Origin of the sequence: Streptomyces ambofaciens ATCC 23877, from assembly GCF_001267885.1 — a bacterium.
GTDB classification, from domain to species: Bacteria; Actinomycetota; Actinomycetes; order Streptomycetales; family Streptomycetaceae; genus Streptomyces; species Streptomyces ambofaciens.
In genome coordinates this window covers 849,001-870,203 of sequence record NZ_CP012382.1, presented here as the reverse complement: position 1 = coordinate 870,203, position 21,203 = coordinate 849,001, and the positions used below count along the sequence as shown (strand labels likewise).

The 21,203-nt window shown below is 71.7% G+C and carries 15 protein-coding genes; 5 read left to right on the top strand and 10 right to left on the bottom strand.

From position 1 onward, the window contains the following. Window positions 1-162: 162 nt before the first annotated feature. A complete protein-coding gene (locus tag SAM23877_RS03905) occupies window positions 163-4,158 on the bottom strand; it encodes a HAMP domain-containing protein (RefSeq protein ID WP_079030006.1) in 3,996 nt (1,331 codons plus the stop codon). Window positions 4,159-4,546: 388 nt separating this feature from the next. Between SAM23877_RS03905 and SAM23877_RS03900 the strand changes: the two genes are divergently transcribed. Continuing rightward, window positions 4,547-4,912, top strand: coding sequence for a PRC-barrel domain-containing protein (locus tag SAM23877_RS03900; protein ID WP_079030005.1), 366 nt, complete (start codon window positions 4,547-4,549; stop codon window positions 4,910-4,912). A gap of 46 nt (window positions 4,913-4,958) precedes the next feature. Beyond that, a complete protein-coding gene (locus tag SAM23877_RS03895) occupies window positions 4,959-5,417 on the top strand; it encodes an ATP-binding protein (protein ID WP_079030632.1) in 459 nt (152 codons plus the stop codon). Window positions 5,418-5,454: 37 nt separating this feature from the next. On the opposite strand, the gene SAM23877_RS03890 is transcribed toward SAM23877_RS03895, so the two are convergent. Next, window positions 5,455-5,889: an ATP-binding protein gene (locus SAM23877_RS03890; RefSeq protein WP_053126956.1), complete on the bottom strand. Its 435-nt coding sequence runs from the start codon at window positions 5,887-5,889 to the stop codon at window positions 5,455-5,457. A 190-nt stretch (window positions 5,890-6,079) separates the two neighbouring features. Further along, window positions 6,080-7,987 (bottom strand): AMP-dependent synthetase/ligase, encoded by a 1,908-nt coding sequence (locus tag SAM23877_RS03885; RefSeq protein WP_053126954.1) that lies wholly within the window; start codon window positions 7,985-7,987, stop codon window positions 6,080-6,082. Between the two features lie 171 nt (window positions 7,988-8,158). On the opposite strand from SAM23877_RS03885, the gene SAM23877_RS03880 reads away from it, so the two are divergent. Beyond that, entirely contained in the window at window positions 8,159-8,392 is a 234-nt protein-coding gene (locus SAM23877_RS03880) for a DUF6480 family protein (protein WP_053142141.1), read from the top strand. Window positions 8,393-8,426: 34 nt separating this feature from the next. Here SAM23877_RS03880 and SAM23877_RS03875 read toward each other — a convergent pair whose 3' ends face one another. From SAM23877_RS03875 to SAM23877_RS03850, 6 genes are all read right to left on the bottom strand, one after another. Next, complete coding sequence (locus SAM23877_RS03875; protein WP_053126952.1) at window positions 8,427-9,518, bottom strand: glutamate--cysteine ligase 2; 1,092 nt, start codon at window positions 9,516-9,518, stop codon at window positions 8,427-8,429. A gap of 111 nt (window positions 9,519-9,629) precedes the next feature. Then, entirely contained in the window at window positions 9,630-11,852 is a 2,223-nt protein-coding gene (glgB, locus tag SAM23877_RS03870; protein WP_053126950.1) for a 1,4-alpha-glucan branching protein GlgB, read from the bottom strand. A gap of 3 nt (window positions 11,853-11,855) precedes the next feature. Continuing rightward, entirely contained in the window at window positions 11,856-13,217 is a 1,362-nt protein-coding gene (locus SAM23877_RS03865) for a maltokinase N-terminal cap-like domain-containing protein (protein WP_053126948.1), read from the bottom strand. A gap of 28 nt (window positions 13,218-13,245) precedes the next feature. Beyond that, complete coding sequence (treS, locus tag SAM23877_RS03860; protein WP_053126946.1) at window positions 13,246-14,964, bottom strand: maltose alpha-D-glucosyltransferase; 1,719 nt, start codon at window positions 14,962-14,964, stop codon at window positions 13,246-13,248. Beyond that, window positions 14,961-16,961, bottom strand: a complete 2,001-nt coding sequence (locus SAM23877_RS03855; RefSeq protein WP_053126944.1) for an alpha-1,4-glucan--maltose-1-phosphate maltosyltransferase — start codon at window positions 16,959-16,961, stop codon at window positions 14,961-14,963. Before SAM23877_RS03855 ends, treS begins: the two co-directional genes overlap by 4 nt. Before the next feature lie 52 nt (window positions 16,962-17,013). Further along, window positions 17,014-17,334, bottom strand: a complete 321-nt coding sequence (locus SAM23877_RS03850; protein ID WP_053126943.1) for a DUF5133 domain-containing protein — start codon at window positions 17,332-17,334, stop codon at window positions 17,014-17,016. 233 nt (window positions 17,335-17,567) lie between these two features. On the opposite strand from SAM23877_RS03850, the gene SAM23877_RS03845 reads away from it, so the two are divergent. Both SAM23877_RS03845 and glgX read left to right on the top strand, forming a co-directional pair. Next, window positions 17,568-18,092, top strand: coding sequence for a hypothetical protein (locus SAM23877_RS03845; RefSeq protein WP_053126941.1), 525 nt, complete (start codon window positions 17,568-17,570; stop codon window positions 18,090-18,092). Further along, window positions 18,089-20,236: a glycogen debranching protein GlgX gene (gene glgX, locus SAM23877_RS03840; RefSeq protein ID WP_053126939.1), complete on the top strand. Its 2,148-nt coding sequence runs from the start codon at window positions 18,089-18,091 to the stop codon at window positions 20,234-20,236. The genes SAM23877_RS03845 and glgX overlap by 4 nt, the downstream gene beginning before the upstream one ends. Window positions 20,237-20,249: 13 nt before the next feature. Here the strand turns inward: glgX and SAM23877_RS03835 are convergent, their stop codons facing one another. After that, complete coding sequence (locus tag SAM23877_RS03835) at window positions 20,250-21,056, bottom strand: VOC family protein (RefSeq protein ID WP_053126936.1); 807 nt, start codon at window positions 21,054-21,056, stop codon at window positions 20,250-20,252. Window positions 21,057-21,203: the final 147 nt, after the last annotated feature.

Sequence of the window (21,203 nt, the reverse complement as noted above, 5' to 3'; positions counted from 1 at the left end):
GACGGGTCGGGCGGGTCGGGCGGGGTGCCGCCGACCGCTTCGCGGGGCTGCTCGGACATGCTCACGATGGGGACGCTCCTCGGCTGGAGACCGCCACGGTGCACGACGGGACGCGTCGCGCACCGCCCGGCCCACCGGTGTACGGGACGGGGGCCGGCGCGCTCATGCCGGCAGCCACCGTCGGACGCAGGCGATGAGGTCCTGGGTGTCGACGGGCTTGGTGACGTAGTCACTGGCGCCCGAGGCGAGGCTCTTCTCCCGGTCGCCGGGCATCGCCTTCGCGGTGACGGCGATGATCGGCAGCTCCGCGTACCGGGGGATGCGGCGGATCTCGGCGGTCGCCGTGTAGCCGTCCATCTCCGGCATCATCACGTCCATGAGGACGAGCGCGACCTCCGGGTGGTCGATCAGCGTCTCGATGCCCCGGCGTCCGTTCTCCGCGTGCAGGACCCGGAAGCCGTGCAGCTCCAGGATGCCGCTGAGCGCGAAGAGGTTGCGCGCGTCGTCGTCGACGACGAGGACGGTGCGCCCGGCGGACGAGTCGTCCACGGTCTGCGGGGCCAGGTACTGCGGTTCCTCGGGCCGGACCAGGGAGAGCACGTCCCCGGGCTCCTCGGCGGCCAGGTGCAGCGCGATGCGCTCCCGCAGCTCGTCGAGGCTGGACAGGAACTCCAGCGCCCCGTCCTGCGTGCCCGAACGCAGGCTCTCCTCCAGGGCCGCGTCCGCACGGTGACCGCTGTGCACCAGCACCGGCACGCTCGCCAGCGCCGAGTCGCCCCGCAGAGCCCGCAGGAAGCGGGACGCCTCGTCGTCCCGCATGCCCAGCTCCAGGACGACGCAGTGGCACGGCTCGGCCGCCAGCGCCCCCGCGGCCTCCTGCGCCCCGACGGCCGTGATGACGTCGAGGGGCGGCCGGTCGCCCGCGTCGTCGCGTCCGTGCGTCAGGTCGGTGATCACGCTCTCCGCCACGAGGGTCAGCAGACCGCGCGGACGCTCCTCGACGACGAGCAGCCGCCGGGGGCGCTGCCGCTGGCCGCTCGTGAGCTCGGGCACCGGCGCCGGGCGGGTGAGCACGTCGGCCGGCGACTCGGCCGGCACGTGCTCCGGGCCCCGCGCCAGCAGGTCCTCGAAGTCGGGCCGGGCCGCCGGCAGGAACAGGGTGAAGGTGCTGCCCCGGTCGGGGGTGCTGTCCACGGTGACGGCGCCGCCGAGCAGCTGGGCCATCTCCCGGGTGATGGACAGGCCGAGTCCGGTGCCGCCGTACTTGCGGCTGGTCGTGCCGTCCGCCTGCTGGAAGGCGCCGAAGATCGACTCCAGGTTCTGTTCGGGGATGCCGATGCCGGTGTCCTTCACCCGGAAGGCCACGACGGCACCGCCCCGGACCACGCCCGGGGGCACCTCGTCGTCGTGCGCCGGCTCGACGGCCAGCTCCACCCCGCCCCGCTCGGTGAACTTCACCGCGTTGGACAGCAGGTTGCGCAGCACCTGACGCAGCCGGGAGTCGTCCGTCAGCAGGTCCGCCGGCGCCCCGGCGGCCGTCGACACCGTGAACTGCAGGCCCTTCTGCGTCGTCATGGGCCGGAAGGTGGCCTCGACGTACTCGATGAGCTGCCGCAGCGTCACCCGCTCGGGGGAGACGTCCATCTTCCCCGCCTCGACCTTCGACAGGTCCAGGATGTCGTTGATCAGCTGGAGCAGGTCCGAGCCCGCGGAGTGGATGATGCCCGCGTATTCGACCTGCTTCGGGGTGAGGTTGCGCGACGGGTTCTGCGCGAGCAGCTGGGCGAGGATCAGCAGACTGTTCAGCGGGGTGCGCAGCTCGTGGCTCATGTTCGCCAGGAACTCCGACTTGTACTTCGAGGCCAGCGACAGCTGCTGGGCACGGGCCTCCAGCTCCTGGCGCGCCTGCTCGATCTGCAGGTTCTTCGCCTCGATGTCCCGGTTCTGCGTCGCCAGCAGGGACGCCTTGTCCTCCAGCTCGGCGTTGGAGCGCTGCAGCTCCTCCTGCTGCACCTGCAGCTCCGCGGAGCGGGCCTGGAGCTCGGCGGTCAGGCGCTGCGACTCGGCGAGCAGTTCGTCGGTGCGCGCGTTGGCCACGATCGTGTTGACGTTCACGCCGATGGTCTCCATCAGCAGTTCCAGGAAGTCCCGGTTGATCTGCGTGAACGGAGCGACCGACGCCAGCTCGATGACCCCCAGGACCTGTCCCTCGACCACGATGGGCACCAGCACCAGAGCGGTGGGGACCACCTCGCCGAGCCCCGAGGAGATGGTCACGTAACCCGGCGGCAGCTCGTCCACCACGATGGTGCGGCGGCTGCGCGCGGCCTGGCCGACCAGGGTGCGGCCGAAGGCGATGCGGGTGGGCTTGGCCGAGTCCTCCGGGTAGCCGTACGAGCCGACCAGCCGCAGCTCGGGGCCCTCGGCGCCGTCCTCCGCCAGGTAGAAGGCGCCGTACTGGGCGGCCACCAGCGGCACCAGCTCGTCCATGATCAGCTCGGCGACCACGGGCAGGTCGCGGTGTCCCTGCATCAGGCCGGAGATACGGGCGAGGTTGGTCTTGAGCCAGTCCTGCTCCTGATTGGCCCGGGTGGTCTCGCGCAGGGACTGCACCATCGCGTTGATGTTGTCCTTGAGCTCGGCGACCTCGCCGGACGCCTCCACGTTGATGGAGCGCGTCAGGTCGCCCTCGGCGACGGCCGAGGTGACCTCCGCGATCGCGCGGACCTGCCGTGTGAGGTTGCCCGCCAGCTCGTTGACGTTCTCCGTGAGGCGCTTCCAGGTGCCGGAGACACCCTCGACCTCCGCCTGGCCGCCGAGCCGTCCCTCGGTGCCGACCTCGCGGGCGACGCGGGTGACCTCGTCGGCGAAGGCGGAGAGCTGGTCGACCATCGTGTTGATCGTCGTCTTCAGCTCCAGGATCTCGCCCCGCGCGTCGACGTCGATCTTCTTCGACAGGTCGCCCCGGGCCACCGCGGTCGTCACCAGCGCGATGTTGCGCACCTGGCCGGTGAGGTTGTTGGCCATGGAGTTGACGTTGTCGGTGAGGTCCTTCCAGGTGCCGGCGACGTTCGGCACGTGCGCCTGGCCGCCGAGCCGTCCCTCGGTGCCGACCTCGCGGGCGACGCGGGTGACCTCGTCGGCGAAGGCCGACAGCGTGTCGACCATCGTGTTGATGACGTCGGCCAGCGCGGCGACCTCGCCCTTGGCCTCGACCGTGATCCGCTGCGAGAGGTCGCCGCGCGCCACGGCGGTGGCGACCTGGGCGATGGAGCGGACCTGCCCCGTCAGGTTCGACGCCATCACGTTGACGTTGTCGGTGAGGTCCTTCCAGGTGCCCGAGACCCCGCGCACCTGCGCCTGTCCGCCCAGGTTCCCGGCCGTGCCGACCTCGCGGGCGACGCGGGTGACCTCGTCGGCGAAGGCGGAGAGCTGGTCGACCATCGTGTTGATGGTGTTCTTGAGCTCCAGGATCTCGCCGCGGGCGTCCACGGTGATCTTCTGCGACAGGTCGCCCTTGGCCACGGCGGTGGCGACCTGGGCGACGTTGCGGACCTGGTTGGTCAGGTTGCCCGCCATGAAGTTCACCGAGTCGGTGAGGTCGCGCCACGTGCCCTTGACGCCCTGCACGTCGGCCTGGCCGCCGAGCCGTCCGTCGGTGCCGACCTCGCGGGCGACGCGGGTGACCTCGTCGGCGAAGGCGGAGAGCTGGTCGACCATCGTGTTGATGGTGTTCTTCAGCTCCAGGATCTCGCCGCGGGCGTCCACGTCGATCTTCTGCGAGAGGTCGCCCTTGGCCACGGCGGTGGCGACCTGGGCGATGTCGCGGACCTGGGTGGTCAGGTTGCCCGCCATGGCGTTGACCGAGTCCGTCAGGTCGGCCCAGGTGCCCGACACCCCCGGCACCCTGGCCTGCCCGCCGAGGGTCCCCTCGGTGCCGACCTCGCGGGCCACCCGGGTGACCTCCGAGGTGAACACGGACAACTGGTCCACCATGCCGTTGAAGACCTTGGCGATGTCACCCATCAGGCCGTCCGCCTCGTCCGGCAGGCGGGTGCCGAAGTCGCCGTCCCGTACGGCGGTCAGGCCCGCCAGCAGACGGCGCAACTCCTGATCGCCCGGAACCGATTCCACGGTCCCGGTGCTGTCGCTGGTCATTCGCACCCTCGTTCCGCTCCCCAGGAGCCCTCGGAGCGAGGACTCGGAACCCCCTCCGGACCGATCGCGCGGTCCGGCCTGCTGCGCGCGCATTTCCGCAGTTCACGGATCTGCCCCATGAGAAAAATACGCCAGAGGCTAACCCAGGTGCGGGGCGTGCACCAAAGCGGGATGCCAGAGGGCGGAGAACGGTGCTCGGACGAGGCACGGTGTGCATGGAGGGCCGGTCGGCGGGTACCCGGCCGGATTTCCCGCGGCCGATCCGCGGCCGGACCGAATGCGGCGGCCCCGGCCGGGTATCCGCTGCTGTGGAGCCGGACCGGCCCGTGGCGTCCGCCCGGCCCCACAGTCGTCATCACCGACACGGGAGGAAAGGGACAGCGTGCCGATGGAGAGCATCTGGTCGTACGCGGTGGGCAGCGGTCACGTGGAGGGACAGGACCTGACGGGCTGCACCGTCGTCGCCGGCGACGGCACCATCGGTCACGTCGACCGGCAGGCCGAACACTTCGGCATGCGGCACCTGGTCGTCGACACCGGCGTCTGGGTCTTCGGCCGGAGCGTGCTCGTGCCGGTCGGCATGGTCCGGGGCATCGACACCGAGGCCCGCACGGTCACGGTGGCCTGCACCAGGGCGGAGGTCAAGGCCGCGCCCCGGTTCCGGACCGACAGCGAGACGATGGACCGGGAGTACCTGGCGTCCGTCGGCGACTACTACCATCGGCTGCCGCCGCGGGAGACCACCGCGGAATGACCCGGTGCCGAACGACGGTACGGCGAACACCAGGGACACCACTGACATGAAACCGATCGACGGGATCACCACGGCCTCGGCAGGTACGGGCTCGCCCCCTGCCGAGGCACCGGGGGCGGGCTCCGTGACCAGCGCGGCCACCGCGCGCGCGTACGCGGAGTCGGTGGCCCGCACGCACTGGGGTGCGGGTCGCGGGGTGCGGGAGGAAGACGTCGTCGACCTGCTGCTGGTGGTCTCGGAGCTGGTCACCAACGCCATCCGGCACGGCGAGGGGCTGGCCGGCTTCGAGGTCCGGCCGACGGGCGAGGGCGTGTGGATCGCCGTCCACGACAACAGCGCGGTGGTGCCCCGGGCCGTGCACGCCTTCCCCACCACGCACCGGGGCAGCGGCTACGGCTGGCCGCTCGTGGCCCGCCTGACCCGGGACATCGCGGTCGACCGGCGCCCGGAGGGCGGCAAGACCATCAGGGCGCTGGTGCCCCTGCGGGACACGGGCGCCCGCTGACCGGAGCGGCCGCGGTCACCCGGGCAGGAGGCCGCGGTCACCAGGGCAGGAAGACGTGGATGTCCTTGCCCCGCTCGCCCGTGACCACGCTCACCTGGTCGGACAGGGTGTGGATCAGATGCCAGCCGATGCCGCCGCCGCCGCTGTTCGGGTGGAAGGCGCGCGGCGCGGGCTCCGTGGTACTGGTGTCGTGCATGACCACGTGCACCCCGTCGAAGGTGCGGCGCAGCCGTAGCTGGAAGGGCCCGGGGGCGTACTGCACCGCGTTCGCCGCCAGCTCCGTGACGACGAGAAGGATGTCGTCCCAGTGCTCGGGCGCCGAGGGTGGCGCCGCACGGGCCAGATCGAAGAGGAACTCCTCCGCGACCAGGCGTGCCCCGGTCACGTTGTGCAGCTCTCCGGTGAAGCTGGCGGTGCGGTTCGTGATCTCCTCGGAAGCCAGTGTCCTGTCCCAACGCGACTCGGCTGCCATCTCGCCTTCCCGGCCCGGCCGATGCCGGGCGTTGTCCCTTCGTCGTATTCCCTTCGTCTCTTAGTTCCCGAGCGGGCCGACCCTACGCGCCTCGTTGTGCCGGACCCCGGGGCCGGTGGCCGGGGGTGAACGGGGCGTCACCCACCGCGCGCGTCACCGGGCGTGGCGAGCGGGCGGTCAGCGCCGGGCGTCAGCGCAGGAAGACGTTGTCCGAGTCCTCCCAGGCGGCCTGCTCCGGAAACGTCGCCTGGGGCGGTCGCCGGGACCGGGCCTCGTACATGGCGTCGATCTCGAAGGCGTAGGTCCGCACGATCTCGTCCCGCCGGAGTTTCATCGACGGCGTGAGCAGCCCGTTGGCCACGTCGAACGGTTCCGGCAGGACACGGAAGACCCGGATGGACTCCGAACGCGACACGGCGCTGTTGGCCGCGGCGACCGCCCGCGCGACCTCCTCGCGCAGGGCGTTCTCCTCGCGTGCCTCGCGGGCCGGGGCGTCCCCTTGGAGGGCCAGGCCCGCCCGCCAGTGCGTCAGGAACTGCGGGTCGAGCGTGATCAGTGCGCCGACGCAGGGCCGGTTGTCACCCACGACCACGGCCTGGTGGACGAGCGGGTGCATGCGCAGCCGCTCCTCCAGGGCGGCCGGGGCCACGCTCTTGCCGCCGCTGGTGATGATGACGTCCTTCTTGCGGCCCGTGATCGCCAGGTAGTTCTCGTCGTCCAGGTGCCCGAGGTCCCCGGTGGCCAGCCAGCCGTCGCGCAGCACCTGACGGGTGGCGGCCTCGTCGCCGACGTACCCCTGGAACATCGACGGCCCGCGCACCAGGATCTCCCCGTCGTCGGCCACCCGGATCTCCGTGCCGGGCAGCGGCTGTCCGACGGTGCCGGACTTCTCCCGGCCCAGCGGCTGCATCGTCAGCCCGCCGCTGGTCTCCGTCAGGCCGTAGCCGTCGTGGACGTACACGCCGATGCCCTCGTAGAAGAGGGACAGCTCGCGGCTGAGCGGTGAACCGCCGGACGTCGCCCGGCGCACCCGGCCGCCCAGCGCGGTCCGCAGGCGGCGGTAGACCGTCCGCTCGTACAGGGCGTGCTGGAGACGGAGGTCGAAGCCCGGCCCCGCCCCCCGGCCCAGCCGCTGGCGTTCCAGCGCGGCGGCGAAGTCGCGCGCCGTGCCGGCGGCCCGCTCGAACAGCGCCCCCCGGCCCGCCTGCTGTGCCGTGCGCAGGAAGTTCTTGTAGAGCTTCTCCAGCACCGACGGGACGGCGTAGAGGTACGTGGGGCGGAAGGTCCGCAGGGCCGAGGAGAGCGCCTCGTCGGTCATCGCCGGTTCGTGCGCCATGAGCAGCCCGCCCCGGACGCACAGGCTCTGGATCATCAGCCCGTACACGTGCGAGAAGGGCAGGAACGCGAGGACGGCGCCCTGCTCACCGGGGGGCGCCACCGTGTGCCCCCAGCCGGCGAGGAGCGTGTCGCACGGACTGGCCAGGCTGCGGTGGCTCAGCGCGCAGCCCATGGCACGGCCGGAGGTGCCCGAGGTGTAGGCGACGACCGCGGTGGAGTCCGGCAGCACGATGCGGCGCATGGAGTCGACCGTGGTGTACGGCAGGTACTCGCCGCGCGCCACGACCGTGTCGAGCGCGCCCGCGTCCAGCTGCCAGACGTGGCGCAGCGACGGCAGCGACGCGCACACCGAGCCGACGGTCATCACGCTCTGTTCGTCCTCGACCACCACGGCCACACAGCCCGCGTCCCGCAGGATCCACTCGACCTGGTCGCGCGAGGACGTCGGATAGATCGGCACGACCTCGGCGCCCACCGCCCACAGCGCGTAGCTGAAGACCGTCCACTCGTACCGGGTGCGGGCCAGGATCGCCACCCGGTCGCCCGGCGCGATCCCGCACGCGATCAGCCCCTTGGCCAGGTCGACCACCTCGTCGCGGAACTCCACGGCCGTCACCTCCTGCCAGACGGCGGAGTCCGGGTGGGTACGGCGGGCGAGCATCGGCAGGGTCGGCTCGCGGGCGGCCCTCTCGAAGAGGCTGTCGGCGAGCCCGCCGGTCAGGGGCGGGACGGCCGGGGGAGCGAGAGCGAGGTCGCGCATGCGCTGGCTCCTGACGTGGGCGGACGGCGGACCGGGACGAGCACCGACGAGCACCGCCGCGCACCGTCGTCGGCGGTGCTCGGAATCTAGCCGAGCCGCAGGCGGCGGGGGGCCGGGACGGCAGAAGTGATCCCGGCCGGTGATCTCGGCGGATCGGGGGACCCGGTCGTCATGACCTACGTGAATCCCGATCCGGAACCCGACCGCACCACCGGACTGACACCGGGAGGGGGCGTACCGCCCGGCGAGACCCCGCCGGGGGAGAGCAGCATGTCCGAAGCCGGACCGTGGGAGGGGAACAACCCGCCCAGAGGCTGGGCCAAGGCGCCGCTGACGGTGATCCTGGCCCTCGTGGTGCTCGTCGCCGCGGGCTTCCTCGGTTACGCCCTGGTCCTGATGCTCTGAGAGCGGGCCGGCCGCGTGCGCCCCGCGGGGCGTCTCACACCGCCTGCGTACGGCGCACGCACTCGGTGACGACGTCCCGCAGGCTGCCCGTGCGCTCCAGCAGTTCCCGCTGCACCCGGGCGCCGTTGCCGCTTCGCAGCAGTTCCTCGACGCCGTCCCGCACCCGGTCGAGGTCGCCGGCGGCCGCCAGCGCCTCCTCGACGTGCTCCAGCAGCGCCCGCAGGACCGTCTCGGCCGGCATCCGCCGCATCGTCGCCGGATGCAGCAGCTCCTCCGTCATCCCGGAGCGGGCGGCCCGCCAGGCCGCGAGGCGCAGCAGGCTCACGCTGTGCCCGGCCGGCTCCGTGCCCTCCCGCCACTCCCGCGCGGCCGTCTCGACCAGGGCGCGGGCCAGCGCGGCGATGAGGACGGCGGTGCTCGCGTCCAGGCAGACGTCCATGACCCGGAACTCCACCGTCGGGTACCGCTGCGACAGCCGGACGTCGAAGTAGATCATCCCCTCGTCCAGGATCGTGCCGGTGGCGACCATGTCCGCGACCCGCCGGTGGTAGGTCTCCGCCGATCCGAACAGCTCCGTCGGACCCGCCGACGGCCAGCGCTGCCAGACCCGGCTGCGGTAGCTGCTGTACGAGGAGTCCCTGCCCTGCCAGAACGGGGAGTTCGCGCTCAGCGCGGTGAGCAGCGGCAGCCAGGGCCGCACCCGGTCGATCACCGCGACGCCCTCCTCGTCGGACTCCACGGACACGTGCACGTGGCAGCCCAGGACGAGCTGCTCGTGGACGACCACGCCGTACTGGTCGGCCATCCAGTCGTACCGGCGGTTCATGCCGATCGAGGGGGTGACCGGCAGCGGCGACGTGGCGAGCGCGGCGACGGCGCAGCCGATCCCGCCGGCGTGCCGCCCGGCCTCCTCACGGCAGCGCACGATCTCCGCGTGCAGCTGTTCCATGTCCGCCTGCGGATGCGTGGCGAACTCGAGCATCTGCTCGTGCAGCTCCTTCTCGAAGACGTCCTGCTCCGCGTCGTCCAGCGAGGCCCGGGCGAGGACGGCGGCGGACAGTGCCCGCGGCTCGCCGCTGAGGGGGTCGACCAGGAGGAGTTCCTCCTCCACTCCGACGGTGCGCACGTGATGCCGCCTTTCTGTGAGCCCGGCCGCGGCGACGACGAGGTCGTCCCGTTCGCAGGATCACCGAATGCCCCGGCAGGGCGGCCGGACACCTCGTCGCGCCGTCCCGTCTCACAGGGTGTACGGCCTCAGCCACACCGTGGCCAGCGGGGGCAGGGTGATCCGGATGCTCCCGTCCTCGGGCTTGACCGGGTCGGCGTTGCTCACGCCGCTGCCCCCGTACTCCTCGGCGTCGGTGTTGAGGACCTCCTGCCAGGCGACGGCCTCGTCGCCGACCGCGAGCGCGTACTCGTGCCGCACGACCGGGGAGAAGTTCGTCACCGCCAGCAACGGAGCGCCGTCCGCGTCGAAGCGCAGGAACGCGAAGACGTTGTCCTCCGCCGCGTCCACGGCGACCCACCGGAAACCGGCCGGGTCGGTGTCCCGCTGCCACAGGGCCGGGGTCCGCGCGTAGCGGGTGTTGAGTTCGCGGACCAGGTCCTGCACACCGCGGTGGTCGGCCGCCGAGTGGTAGCCCTCGTCCAGCAGCCACCACTCCGGGCCCTGCTTCTCCGACCATTCGGCGCCCTGGGCGAACTCCTGGCCCATGAAGAGCAGCTGCTTGCCGGGGTGCGCCCACATGAAGCCGAGGTAGGCGCGGACGTTGGCGCGGCGCTGCCACCAGTCGCCCGGCATCTTCGACACCAGCGCCTGCTTGCCGTGCACGACCTCGTCGTGGGAGATCGGCAGGCAGTAGTTCTCGCTGTAGGCGTACACCATCGAGAAGGTCATCTCGTGGTGGTGGTACTTGCGGTGCACCGGCTCGTGGGCGACGTACTCCAGCGAGTCGTGCATCCAGCCCATGTTCCACTTCAGGCCGAAGCCGAGCCCGCCGGTGTCCGTCGGCCGGGTCACCCCGCCCCACGCGGTCGACTCCTCGGCGATCGTCACCACGCCGGGGCAGCGCCGGTAGACGGTCGCGTTCATCTCCTGGAGGAACGCCATGGCCGCCAGGTCCTCCCGGCCGCCGTACTGGTTGGGCTCCCACTGGCCGGAGTCGCGCGAGTAGTCCAGGTAGAGCATCGAGGCGACGGCGTCGACCCGCAGCCCGTCGATGTGGAACTCCTCGCACCAGTACACCGCGTTGGCCACGAGGAAGTTGCGCACCTCGGTCCGCGCGAAGTCGAAGGTGTACGTCCCCCAGTCCGGGTGGGTCGCGCGCCGCTCGTCCCCGGGCTCGTACAGCGGGTCCCCGTCGAAGCGGGCCAGCGCCCAGTCGTCCTTCGGGAAGTGCGCCGGCACCCAGTCCATGATCACGCCGAGGCCCGCCCGGTGCAGGGCGTCGACGAGGTACTTGAAGTCGTCGGGCGAGCCGAGCCGCGCGGTCGGCGCGTAGAAGCCGGTGACCTGGTAGCCCCAGGACGGGCCGTAGGGGTGCTCGGCGACCGGCATCAGCTCGACGTGGGTGAAGCCCAGATCGCTGACGTAGGCGGGCAGCACGTCCGCCAGCTCGCGGTAGGTCAGTCCCGGACGCCAGGACGGCAGGTGCACCTCGTACACGGAGAACGGCGCCTCGTGCACGGGCCGGTCGGCGCGGGTGCGCATCCACTCGGCGTCGTCCCACTCGTAGTGCGAGGCGGTCACGACGGACGCCGTGTTCGGGGGCTCCTCGGTCCGGCGCGCCATCGGGTCCGCCTTCAGGAACCGGTGCCCGTACCGCGAGTGGATCTCGAACTTGTACCGGGTGCCCTCGCCGACGCCGGGCAGGAACAGCTCCCACACCCCGGACGAGCCGAGCGAGCGCATCGGGAACGCCGTGCCGTCCCAGTGGGTGAAGTCCGTGGCGACCCTCACCCCCTGGGCGTTCGGCGCCCACACCGTGAACCGGGTGCCGGTGACGCCCTCGTGGGTCATCGGCTCCGCGCCCAGCGCCCGCCACAGCTGCTCGTGCCGCCCCTCGGCGACCAGGTGCAGGTCCAGCTCACCGAGGGCGGGCAGGAACCGGTACGGGTCGTGCGTCTCCTGCTCGCCCTCCGCGTACGTCACCACGAGGGTGTACGCCGGGATGCGCGGCAGGGGAAGCACGGCGGAGAACAGGCCGTCCTCCTCCGACACGAGGGCGTGGCGCTCGCCGTCGACCACCACGCTCACCTCGCGGGCGAACGGGCGCAGCGCCCGGAAGGCGATGCCGCCGGGCACCGGATGGGCACCGAGCAGGGCGTGCGGGTCGTGGTGGGCGCCCGCCAGGAGGCGCCCCCGGTCGGTGGGGTCCAGGGGCGGTGCGGTCCCGCACGCCCCGGGAGCGGGCGGGACGGGACCGGACGGCTCGGGGAGCGAGGTGTCGCGGAGGGCCACGGGTCAGTCTCCTCTCACGGCGAGTCGTTCGATCGCCGCCATGGGTACGGGAAGCCAGTCGGGGCGGTGCCGGGCCTCGTACAGCACCTCATACACGGCGCGGTCCGTCTCGTAGGCGCGCAGCAGGCCGTGCTTCTTGCGGGGGTCCCACCCGGCGCGGGCGGCGTAACCGGCGCAGAAGGCCTCCCGGCAGCGGCGCGCCCACTCGGGGCGCCACGGGCGGCGCTGCCGGGCGGCGTAGTCGAAGGAACGCAGCATGCCCGCGATGTCCCGCACGGGGGAGTGGGCGCTGCGCCGTTCGGACAGCGGACGGGACGGCTCGCCCTCGAAGTCGATGACGAACCAGTCCCGGCCGGCCCGCAGCACCTGCCCCAGGTGCAGGTCGCCGTGGATGCGCTGGGCGGGCGGCCCGGAGTCGCAGGTGGACAGCGCCGCGAAGGCCGCCCGCAGCCCGGGGACGAAGGGCCGCAGGGCCGGTACGCAGTGCGCGGCGGAGGTGAGCCGCTCGGTCATCGCCGCGGCGGTCCGGTCGTTCTCCCCGGGCGGACCGGCCGGGAAGGCCGAGGCCAGCGCGAGGTGCACGTCGGCCATCGCCCGCCCCAGCTCATGGGCCTGCGCCGTGAAGTCGTCCCCGGAGGCCAGCGCGTCGAGGGCGAGGGTCCAGCCGTCGGAGGCGTCGTGCAGGAAGGGCTGGAGCACCCCGAGCGTCGCCTCGTACGGGTGGGTCGTGCGCATCCAGGCGACCGGTGCCGGGACCCGGCCGCAGCCCTGCCGGGCCAACGCGTCCGGTACCTCGAGGTCGGGGTTGACGCCCGGCTGGATGCGCCGGAACAGCTTCAGGATGAACTCGTCGCCGTAGATCAGCGAGGAGTTGGACTGCTCGGCGTCCAGCAGCCGCGGTACGAGTCCGCCGGGCACCGGCCGCGAGGGGTCGGACTCGAAGCGCAGCGGGCCCGCCTTGCCGGGCTGCCTGAGCCGTTCCAGGAGCAACTGGGCCGACCGGGGGTCGTGCAGCGCGTCGTAGACCGTCCGGCCGGCCAGCGGGCCGTCCTGCACCTGCCCGATGAGCGCACGGCCCAGGCGCGGCGAGGGCTGCTCGCGCACGCCCAGCAGCAGCTGGTAGCAGTCCCCGGCCTGGGGAGCACCGCCCGGAGCGGGCACGGGGCCGTGCCCGGTGTGCACCAGCAGGTGCAGGCAGCCCGGGAAGAGCTCGGTCATCGACAGCAGACCCAGCTCGGCCACGGGCCGGTCCTTGCCCGCGAACCAGCGCTGGCGCGGCAGCCACTCCCGCAGCAGCTCGCCGAGTGACTCCATGGGCTCGGCGAGTTGCCTGCGTCTGGGGCGCAGGGATGCGGTCTTCGGCATGGTGACGCGTCCTTTCCTCGGCCCGAGCTCAAACGCGGCGGCCGATGCGGGATGCGACTCGGGTGAGCCGGAACCAGTAGAAGCCGTGGCCCCCGAGGGTCAGCAGGTACGGCAGTTCGCCGATGGCGGGGAAGCGGACCCCGCCGAAGAGTTCGACCGGGTGGCGTCCGGCGAACTCGCGCAGGTCGAGCTCGGTGGGCTGGGCGAACCGCGCGAAGTTGTTCACGCACAGCACCAGGTCGTCCTCGTACTCCCGCAGGAAGGCCAGCACGGCGGGGTTGGACGAGGGCAGCTCGGTGTAGGTGCCGAGGCCGAAGGCCGGGTTCTGCTTGCGGATCTCGATCATGCGGCGCGTCCAGTGCAGCAGGGACGAGGGCGAGGCCATGGAGGCCTCGACGTTGGTCACCTGGTAGCCGTAGACCGGGTCCATGATCGTGGGCAGGTACAGGCGGCCCGGATCGCAGGTCGAGAAGCCGGCGTTGCGGTCCGGTGTCCACTGCATCGGGGTGCGGACCGCGTCGCGGTCGCCGAGCCAGATGTTGTCGCCCATGCCGATCTCGTCGCCGTAGTAGAGGATCGGTGATCCCGGGAGGGCGAGCAGCAGTGCGGTGAACAGCTCGATCTGGTCGCGGTCGTTGTCCAGCAGGGTGGCGAGCCGCCGGCGGATGCCGATGTTGGCGCGCATGCGCGGGTCCTTGGCGTACTCCGCGTACATGTAGTCGCGTTCCTCGTCGGTGACCATCTCCAGGGTCAGCTCGTCGTGGTTGCGCAGGAAGATGCCCCACTGGCAGCCGGACGGGATGGCCGGGGTCTTGGCGAGGATTTCGGAGACCGGGTAGCGGGACTCGCGGCGCACGGCCATGAAGATGCGGGGCATGACCGGGAAGTGGAAGGCCATGTGGCACTCGTCGCCGCCGGAGGCGTAGTCGCCGAAGTAGTCGACCACGTCCTCCGGCCACTGGTTGGCCTCCGCCAGCAGCACGGTGTCGGGGTAGTGCGCGTCGATCTCGCTGCGGACGCGCTTGAGGAAGGCGTGGCTGGCGGGCAGGTTCTCGCAGTTCGTGCCCTCTTCGGCGTACAGGTAGGGGACGGCGTCGAGCCGGTAGCCGTCGATGCCGAGGTCGAGCCAGAACTTCAGGGCGGCCAGGATCTCCTCCTGGACGGCCGGGTTCTCGTAGTTGAGGTCCGGCTGGTGGGAGAAGAAGCGGTGCCAGTAGTACTGGCCCCGCACCGGGTCGAAGGTCCAGTTCGACGCCTCGGTGTCGACGAAGATGATGCGGGCGTCGGAGTAGCGGGTGTCGTCGTCCGCCCAGACGTAGTAGTCGCCGTAGGGGCCGTCCGGGTCCTTGCGCGACTCCTGGAACCACGGGTGCTGGTCGCTGGTGTGGTTCATGACGAAGTCGATGATCACGCGCATGCCGCGCTGGTGGGCGGCGTCCACGAACTCGACGAAGTCGGCCAGGTCGCCGAACTCGGGCAGGACGGCGGTGTAGTCGGAGACGTCGTAGCCGCCGTCCCGCAGCGGTGACTTGAAGAAGGGCGGCAGCCACAGGCAGTCCACCCCGAGCCACTGCAGGTAGTCCAGCTTGGCGGTGAGGCCCTTGAGGTCGCCGACGCCGTCGCCGTTGCTGTCCTGGAAGGAGCGGACGAGGACCTCGTAGAAGACGGCTCGTTTGAACCAGTCCGGGTCCCGGTCCCTGGCCGGTGTGTCCTCAAACTTGTCCGGGACGGGCTCGTTCACGCTCATGAGGCTGCTGACCTTCCCTTCTGGGGAGCTGCGGCGGACGGCCGCCGGACGTGGAAGACGTGAGCGGGGGCCCGGCCGGGCTCCAGCCGCACGTAGTTCGTCCGGCCCCAGTGGTAGGTCTCGCCGGTGAGTTCGTCGTGGACCGGCACCGTCTCGTGCCAGTCGAGACCGAGCTGCGGCATGTCGAGCGAGATCGTGGCCTCCTGCGGATGACGGGGGTCGAGGTTGGCGACCACCAGCACGACGTCGGACCCCACGCGCTTGCTGTACGCGATGAGCGCGTCGTTGTCGGTCCGGTGGAAGCGCAGGTTCCTGAGCCGGTGCAGCGCGGGATGGTCCCGTCGGACGGTGTTGAGCCTGGTGATGAGGGGGGCGATGGTGCGGCCCTCGCGTTCGGCGGCGGCCCAGTCGCGGGGGGTGAGCTGGTACTTCTCGCTGTCGAGGTATTCCTCGCCGCCCTCGCGCAGGGGGGTGTTCTCGCAGAGTTCGTAGCCGCTGTAGATGCCCCAGGTGGGGGAGAGGGTGGCGGCCAGGACGGCGCGGACCTCGAAGGCGGGGCGGCCGCCGTGCTGGAGGTAGGCGTGCAGGATGTCGGGGGTGTTGGCGAAGAAGTTGGGCCGCATGTAGGAGGCGGCCTCCCCCGTCAGTTCGGTGAGGTACTCCGTCAGTTCCTGCTTGGTGTTGCGCCAGGTGAAGTAGGTGTAGGACTGCTGGAAGCCGATCTGGGCCAGGGTGTGCATCATCGCGGGGCGGGTGAAGGCCTCGGCGAGGAAGATGACGTCGGGGTCGGCGGTGTTGATCTCGCCGATGACCCGTTCCCAGAAGACGACGGGTTTGGTGTGGGGGTTGTCGACGCGGAAGATCCGCACGCCGTGGTCCATCCAGTGGCGCAGGACGCGGACCGTCTCGGCGACCAGTCCCTCCAGGTCGGCGTCGAAGGCGATGGGGTAGATGTCCTGGTACTTCTTGGGCGGGTTCTCGGCGTGGGCGATGGTGCCGTCGGGGCGGTGGTGGAACCACTCGGGGTGTTTGTCGACCCAGGGGTGGTCGGGGGAGCACTGGAGGGCGAAGTCGAGGGCGATCTCCAGACCGTGGCGGGCGGCCTCGGTGACGAAGTGGTCGAAGTCGTCGAGGGTGCCCAGGTCGGGGTGGATCGCGTCGTGGCCGCCCTCGGGGGAGCCGATGGCCCAGGGGACGCCGACGTCGTCGGGGGTGGCGGAGAGGGTGTTGTTGCGGCCTTTGCGGTGGGTGGTGCCGATGGGGTGGACGGGTGGGAGGTAGACGACGTCGAAGCCCATCGCGGCGATGGCGGGCAGCCGGCGGGCGGCGGTGCGGAAGGTGCCGTGGGGCTGCTCGGGAGTGCCCTCGGAGCGGGGGAAGAACTCGTACCAGGCGCCGTAGAGGGCGCGTTCGCGTTCCACCAGCAGGGGCAGCGGGTCGGAGCTGGTGACCAGCTCCCGCAGCGGATGGCGGGCCAGCACCGCGTCCACCTGCGGCGTCAACGCCGCCGCCAGCCGGGTGGCCACGGGCAGCGTGTCGTCGAGCAGGGCGGTGGCGGCGGCCAGGACCGCGTCGCGCCCGGCGTCCTTCGGCACCCCCGCGGCGGCCCGCCGGTACAGCTCGGCCCCCTCCTCCAGGACGAGGCCGGTGTCGATGCCCGCCGGCACCTTGATGCGCGCGTGGTGCTTCCAGGTACTGACCGGGTCGCTCCAGGCCTCCACCCGGTAGGTCCAGTTGCCCGGGGCGCCCGGGGTGACCTCGGCGCCCCAGCGGTCGCTGCCCGGGGCCAGCTCCCGCATCGGCGTCCACGGGCCCGGCCGCCCCTCCGGATCCTTCAGCACGACGTTGGCGGCCACCGCGTCGTGTCCCTCGCGGAACACGGAGGCGGTGACCTCGAACGTCTCTCCCGCCACCGCCTTCGCCGGGCGCCGGCCGTACTCCACCACCGGGTGGACGTCCCGTACGGGGATACGTCCGATTCCCACGGTCGTGCTCATCCGTTCTCACCTCCGCCGTGCTCGGGGCCGGGCGCCGGCCCGGCCGATTGGGTCAAGCCGCGCCGGAGGGGGTCTTCCGCCCCGACGGGGAGAGTCGGTCCGCCACCGGAGGGCCCCGGCGTGCCGTTCGGGCGGCGCGGGGCCGTTCGTTCTGTTCCTGCAGATAGGTGACGAGGTTCGTGCGCAGGTAGCGCTCGGCCGCGTCCGCGGCCTCGCGAGCGCACCGCTTCCCCATCAGCACGCACAGGGTGTAGCCGGCGTCCTCGAAGGTGGCCCGGACCCGCAGGTCCGCGGGGGACGCGAGCATCGAGCGTTCCCAGGTGCGGTAACGCCGCAGCTGCCGGGCGACTTCTGTCTTCGCAGGAAGCAGCATGGCCGGTCACCTTCCGGACGGTCCGGTACGGACGAGCGAGTCTTCACACATGGTGCATGCGCGGTGACTCCCCGTCTTGTTGGATCTTCAACTTCTCTCTCCTGTTGCACGAATGGAGCACTGCTCCCACTCTGGAGTGACTCAGAAGCGAACAGCGCTCACGCTTCGTGATCGGGGACCCGTCCCCCAAGGGACGGGAGGAGCGAGAGCTCTCGCGGTGAGGAGCCACGACGATGAAGACCGCAGTGCCCTGCTACTACCACCTCGACGTGGAAGTGAGCCCGGAACGGGTCGGACAGGTCAGGCGCATCCTGGCCGCTCACCTCCGGTTCTGGAACCTGGAGAACCTCGTCGAACCCGTCTGCTCAGGCGCCGAGATGCTGCTGCGGGCGATCGACGAGCACGCGAGCGACAAGAACACGTCGATCGAGATGTGGTGGAACCACCAGCACCTCATCACGGCAGTAGGGGGCAACGACCACGCGCTCCGTCCCGACCAGGACCTGCGCACCTGTCTGCAGCACCTCGCCGCGACCAGCGACGGATGGGGCTGTTGCGCCGCCGAGACGGGGGCCAAGGTCATCTGGTTCTCGCAGCGCGCCCGGGCCGGCGAACGTGTCCCGCTGGTCGCCACGGCGCCGGAACCGATCACCCAGGAGGGGCTGGAAGTGCCGCGAGAGATCATGCCGGTGGCCAGGCTGGCGCGTCCGGCCGAGCGGGCCAGCACGACGTACGGCGTACTGGAGGAGGCCCGGTGACCCGCGCCAGGCCGAGCTGGAAGGGGTCGCCCGTGTGGAGCGGGCACCCCTATCCCCTGGGGGCCGCCTACGACGGGCAGGGCACCAACTTCGCCCTGTTCAGCGAGGTCGCCGAACGGGTCGACCTCGTCCTCGTCGACGACGAGGGCCGGCACAGCACCGTCACCATGCCCGAGGTCGACGGCTTCGTCTGGCACTGCTATCTGCCCGGCGTCGGCCCGGGGCAGCGCTACGGCTACCGGGTCCACGGTCCGTGGGCCCCGGCCGTGGGCCACCGCTGCAACCCGGCCAAGCTGCTCCTCGACCCCTACACCCGGGCCGTGGACGGGATGGTGGACAACCACGCGTCCCTCTTCGAGCGGGCCAAGGGCCGGGCCGACCCGGGTGACAGCGCGGGGCACACCATGCTCGGCGTGGTGACCGACCCCTTCTTCGACTGGGGCGACGACCGCCCGCCGAGACGCGCCTACTCGGAGAGCGTGATCTACGAGGCCCACGTCCGCGGGCTCAGCCGTACCCACCCCGACGTGCCCGAGGAACTGCGCGGCACCTACGCCGGGCTGGCCCATCCGGCGGTCGTCGACCACCTGACGTCCCTGGGCGTGACCGCCGTGGAGCTCATGCCGGTGCACCAGTTCGTGCACGACGGCCACCTCCAGGACCGCGGCCTGTCCAACTACTGGGGCTACAACACCATCGGCTTCTTCGCGCCCCACAACGGCTACGCCGCCCTCGGCACCCGCGGGCAGCAGGTCACCGAGTTCAAGTCGATGGTCAAGGCGCTGCACGAGGCCGGCCTCGAAGTCATCCTCGACGTGGTCTACAACCACACCGCCGAGGGCAACGAGAAGGGCCCCACCCTCTCCTTCCGCGGCATCGACAACGCCTCCTACTACCGCCTGGTGGACGGCGACTGGCAGCACTACTACGACACCACCGGCACCGGCAACAGCCTGCTGATGCGGCACCCCTACGTACTCCAGCTGATCATGGACTCGCTCCGGTACTGGGTGACCGAGATGCACGTCGACGGCTTCCGCTTCGACCTCGCGGCCACCCTGGCCCGGCAGTTCCACGAGGTGGACCGGCTCTCGGCGTTCTTCGACCTCATCCAGCAGGACCCGGTGATCAGCCGGGTCAAGCTGATCGCCGAGCCGTGGGACGTCGGCGAGGGCGGCTACCAGGTGGGCAACTTCCCCCAGCTGTGGTCGGAGTGGAACGGCATGTACCGGGACGCGGTACGGGACTTCTGGCGCGGTGAGGAGCACACGCTGGGCGAGTTCGCCTCCCGGCTGACGGGCTCCTCCGACCTGTACCAGCACAGCCGGCGCCGCCCGCGCGCCAGCGTCAACTTCGTGACCGCGCACGACGGGTTCACCCTGCGCGACCTCGTCTCGTACAACGACAAGCGCAACGAGGCCAACGGCGAGGACAACCGGGACGGCGAGAGCCACAACCGCTCCTGGAACTGCGGAGCCGAGGGCGAGACGAAGGATCCGGCCGTGCGGGAGCTGCGCGGCCGGCAGCAGCGCAACTTCCTGGCCACCCTCCTGCTCTCGCAGGGCATCCCGATGCTCTGCCACGGCGACGAACTGGGCCGCACCCAGCGCGGCAACAACAACGCCTACTGCCAGGACAACGAGATCTCCTGGGTCGACTGGCGGCTCGACGGCGAGCAGCGCGCCCTGCTGGACTTCGTCCGCCGCCTCATCGCGCTGCGTGCCGACCACCCGGTGCTGCGCCGGCGCCGCTACTTCCGCGGCGAGACGGTCACCCACGCGGACCAGCCGCTGCCCGACCTGGTCTGGCTGCTGCCGGACGCGCGGGAGATGACCGACGACGACTGGCAGCGCTCCGACGCGCACGCCGTCGGCGTCTTCCTGAACGGCGACGCCATCGCCGAACCGGACCCGTGCGGCCGGCCCGTCACGGACGACTCCTTCCTGCTGCTGCTCAACAGCCACTGGGAGCCGACCGACTTCCGGCTGCCCGACGTCACCTACGGCGAGCGCTGGGCGACCCTGATCGACACCGCCGATCCGGAGGGCACCCCCGACGAGGCGGAGCACAAGGCGGGCACCCGGGTCACCGTCGAGCAGCGCAGTCTGGTGCTGCTCTCCCGGCCGTCCCGCGCCGGCCGGTGAGCCACCCGTGAGGTCAGCTGACGAGACCGCGCGCGGTCACGGTGAACTGCGCGCCGTCGGCGTCACGGAGCACGGCCTCCTCGTCGCCGAGGTGCAGCACGCTGCCACCGTGCCGCTCCGCGGTCCGGGCGCAGGCCGCGACGTCCCCGACCGCGAAGTGGACCTGCCAGTGCGGCCGGATGGCCGGGTCGGGCGCCGCTCCCAGGGCGCCCGACTCGATGCGCGCCACCACGTCGCCCTGGCTGCGCAGGACCACCTCGTCGCCCTCGTACTGGACCTCGCAGCAGCCGTCGGCACCCGCCCAGTCGAAGACCTCGCCGTAGAAGATGGCGGCGTCGAAGGCGTCGCGCGTGTGCAGGCGGATGAAGGCGGGGCGCGAGGTGCGCCAGGTCTCCCAGTCCGAGAAGAGCTCGCCCTCCCAGATCCCGAAGGTCGCGCCGTCCCGGTCGGCCAGCAGGGCGGCCCGTCCGGGCGGGAGGGAGATGGGGCCGACCGCTGCCGTGCCTCCGCGCTCCGCCGCCCGCGAGACGGCGTCGTCCGCGCTGCGCACGGCGAAGTACGGCGTCCACGCCACCGCCATCTGCCACATCGCGGCCACCGCCGCGATCCCGGCGACCGGCGCCCCGTCGGCCAGTGCGATGCGGAACGGCTCGCCCAGCCGGGCGGGCCGCCACTGCCAGCCCAGGACGGCGGAGTAGAACTCCTCGGTGGCCTTCAGGTCACGGCTGGTCAGGCTCACCCAGCAGGGGGCGCCGTACACGGAGTGCGTGGACAGCAGGCTCTCCCCGCCGGCGGAGGAAAAGGGCATGTCGTGGTTCATGGCAGTCGCGTCCTGATCTCGTCCACCGGCAGCCACCGGCTGCACGCCAGTGTCCGGCCGGGAGTGCGGCGGGCGCCTGCCGAGTACCCCGGGCGTGGCGCCGAAACGGTGGTGGCTGCGCCCCTGGCGGCCCAGTGGCGCGGTGGG